The organism is Methylobacterium sp. (assembly GCF_028290105.1).
Lineage (GTDB): Bacteria > Pseudomonadota > Alphaproteobacteria > Rhizobiales > Beijerinckiaceae > Methylobacterium.
In genome coordinates this window covers 1-2,918 of the sequence record NZ_JAQGKL010000281.1, presented here as the reverse complement: position 1 = coordinate 2,918, position 2,918 = coordinate 1, and the positions used below count along the sequence as shown (strand labels likewise).

The window sequence follows — 2,918 nt, the reverse complement described above, 5'->3', positions numbered from 1 at the left end:
TCGCCGAGCGCCAGTTCTGGTGGGTGATGACGGCGGCGGCCACCGGCATGGGCCTCTACCTCATCGCGATCCGCCGGGCGCCGATCGCCATCGCGGGCGGCATCGTGCTCCTCGTCGCCCCCCATCTTGCGGGCGCACCGGTGACGAGCCACGCCGCCTCGAACCTGCCGGCGGCCTACGCCGCGCAATTCGCCGCCCGCTCGCTCGGCATCGCCTTCGTATTCTGGGCGGTGATCGGGCTGGCCTATGGCTGGGCCTGGAACCTGTTCGGCAAAAACGGCGTCGACGCCACCGGGACTGCGCATGCGTGACCCCCTGGCTGACCCCGCGGACGCCAACCAGACCGCGCCCGTCACCCTCTACGTCTGCGCCACCTGCCGCGCCGCCGGCGACGCCTCCGAGCCCCGCGCCGGGGCGCAGCTGCTCGCCGCCCTGCAGGATGCGGTGAATTCGGGCGATCACCCGGGTATCACCGTCGCGAGCGTCGAGTGCCTCTCGGTCTGCAAGCGGCCCTGCACCGTCGCGGTGGCCTCGGCGGGGCGCTGGACCTACGTCTACGGCGACCTCGACCCGGCCGCTTCCGCCCGCACCATCCTGGAGGGCGTCGGGCTCTATGCCGGGACGCCGGACGGGATCGTGCCGTGGAAGGCCCGCCCCCCCGAGTTCCGCACGGGCGTCGTCGCCCGCATCCCGCCTTTTCCGCCGCTCGCGGCGACCCTCCTTCCGGACGCCGCCGAATGACCCTCGTCGCCAAGATCCCCTGCACCATCGTCACCGGCTTCCTCGGGGCCGGCAAGACCACCCTGGTGCGCCACCTCGTGGAGAACGCCAACGGCCGGCGCCTCGCCATCATCGTCAACGAGTTCGGCGACATCGGCTTCGACGGCTCGTTCCTGGCCGCCTGCGGCATCGAGGGCTGTGGGGACGAGGACATCGTCGAGCTCGCCAACGGCTGCATCTGCTGCACGGTGGCCGACGATTTCGTGCCGGCCCTGAACAAGCTCCTCGACCGGGCAGAGCCGCCCGAGCACATCCTGATCGAGACCTCCGGCCTCGCCCTGCCCAAACCCCTCGTGCAGGCCTTCCAGTGGCCGGCGATCCGCTCGCGGGTGACGGTGGACGGCGTCGTCGCGGTCATCGACGGCCCCGCCGTGGCCGCCGGCTTCTTCGCCGACGATCCGGCGGCCTCGGCCGCGCAGCGCGCCGAGGACACGAGCGTCGACCACGACAATCCGCTCGAAGAGGTGTTCGAGGACCAGCTCCTCTGCGCCGACCTCGTGGTGATGAACAAGGCCGACCTCCTCGACGAGGCCGGCCGCGCCAAGGTCCGGGCCGAGGTGCAGGCCCACCTGCCCCGCCCCGTGAAGATGGTGGAGGCCGAGCACGGACGCCTCGACCCGCGCGTGATCCTGGGGATCGAGGCCGCGGCCGAGGACGACCTCGACGCCCGCCCCTCGCACCACGGCGACGGCGAGGACCACGACCACGACGATTTCGACTCGGTGGCACTCCCCGTGCGCCCCAGCGCCACCGCCGAGGATCTGGCGATCCGCGTCGCCCGCGCCGCCGAGACCGCGGGCGTGCTGCGCATCAAGGGTTTCGCCGAGGTCACGGGCAAGCCCATGCGCCTCGTGGTCCAGGGTGTCGGCAGCCGGGTCAGTCACCACTACGACCGGCCGTGGAAGAGCACCGAGTCCCGTGACGGCCGCCTCGTGGTGATCGGCCTCAAGGGCTTCGATCAGGGCGCGGTCGCCGCCGCGCTGGCGGGATAGGTCCCGCATGCACCTGATCCGCATCGATACGGTCTCCCTCGACGAGGGCGAAGACGCGGTCGATCTCGGTCAGGCGCCGGGCGACATCGTGTTCCTGTCGTTCACCGATTCCGACCTGTTCGGCATGGCCGGCGCCCATGCGGCGGCGTATCCGGGAAACGCGCCCGGCGCGCCGAGCCTGCGGCTCGCCAAGCTCGCCCGCCTGCGCCACCCGATGTCGGTGGACCTCTACGTGGATTCGGTGATCGCCAAGGCGCGGATCGTCGTGATCCGCTGCCTCGGCGGGCTCGATTACTGGCGCTACGGCATCGAGCGCGCGAGCCTCGCCGCCCGCGCCCACGGGGTGGTCCTCGTGGTGCTGCCGGGGGACGACCGGCCGGATGCGCGCCTCGACGCCTTCTCGACGGCGCCCGATCTCGCGCCGCAGTTCGACGCCTACTTCCGCGCCGGGGGCCCCGAGAACCTGCGCCGGCTGCTCGGGCGCCTCGCCGCCGAAATCGGGGGGACAAGCCCGGTCGACCCTCCCCTCCCCCTGCCGCGCGGCTTCGTCTGCTGCCCCGGCTGCGGCCCGGTCGCGATGGAACGCGCGCACGCGGCAGGGCGGCCGTTCCAGCCGACACCGGGTCATGCGCCGCTGGCGCTGCTGGTGGTCTACCGCTCCAGCGTCCTGTCCGGCGACACCGCGCCGATCGCGGCGCTCGCCGACGCTCTCCAGGCGCGCGGACTCGCCGTGCTGGCGGTCGCCGTGTCGAGCCTGAAGGAGCCCGCCGCGCGCGACGTCCTGCGCGCGGCGATCGCGGCGCAAAAACCCGCCATTGTCATCGCCGCCACCGCCTTCTCGGCGCGGGAGGATGCGGGCTTCGTCCTCGACGCCGCCGATTGCCCCGTGCTCCAGGCCTTCAGCATCGGCGCGTCGCGCGAGGCCTGGGGGGCGTCGGCGCGCGGCATGGGCGCGGCGGATCTCGCCATGCAGGTGGCCCTGCCGGAATTCGACGGACGGCTCTCCGGTTTCCCGATCTCGTTCAAGGAGGACGGCCCGGAGACCGAGGGGTATTCGCAGCGTCGCGCCGTGCCGCACGCAGAGGGCATCGCGGCGCTGGCCGAGCGCGCCGCCGCCTGGGTGCGGCTGGCGGCCACGCCCCGCGC

The 2,918-nt window shown here is 73.1% G+C and carries 4 protein-coding genes; all 4 read left to right on the top strand.

The features are described 5' to 3' along the window. Positions 1-311: CbtA family protein (locus tag JWQ05_RS19235; RefSeq protein ID WP_299662033.1), on the top strand; the 311-nt coding region annotated here is incomplete at its 5' end. Then, entirely contained in the window at positions 304-741 is a 438-nt protein-coding gene (locus tag JWQ05_RS19230; protein WP_299662030.1) for a DUF1636 domain-containing protein, read from the top strand. The genes JWQ05_RS19235 and JWQ05_RS19230, both read left to right, overlap by 8 nt. Next, complete coding sequence (cobW, locus tag JWQ05_RS19225; protein WP_299662028.1) at positions 738-1,772, top strand: cobalamin biosynthesis protein CobW; 1,035 nt, start codon at positions 738-740, stop codon at positions 1,770-1,772. Before JWQ05_RS19230 ends, cobW begins: the two co-directional genes overlap by 4 nt. 7 nt (positions 1,773-1,779) lie before the next feature. Then, positions 1,780-2,918 (top strand): cobaltochelatase subunit CobN (locus JWQ05_RS19220; RefSeq protein ID WP_299662025.1); only part of this gene is annotated, 1,139 nt, incomplete at its 3' end.

Coding starts and splice junctions, on each gene's coding strand:
- cobW (WP_299662028.1), top strand. CDS start 738: ATGACCCTCGTCGCCAAGATCCCCTGCACCATCGTCACCGGCTTCCTC.
- JWQ05_RS19230 (WP_299662030.1), top strand. CDS start 304: ATGCGTGACCCCCTGGCTGACCCCGCGGACGCCAACCAGACCGCGCCC.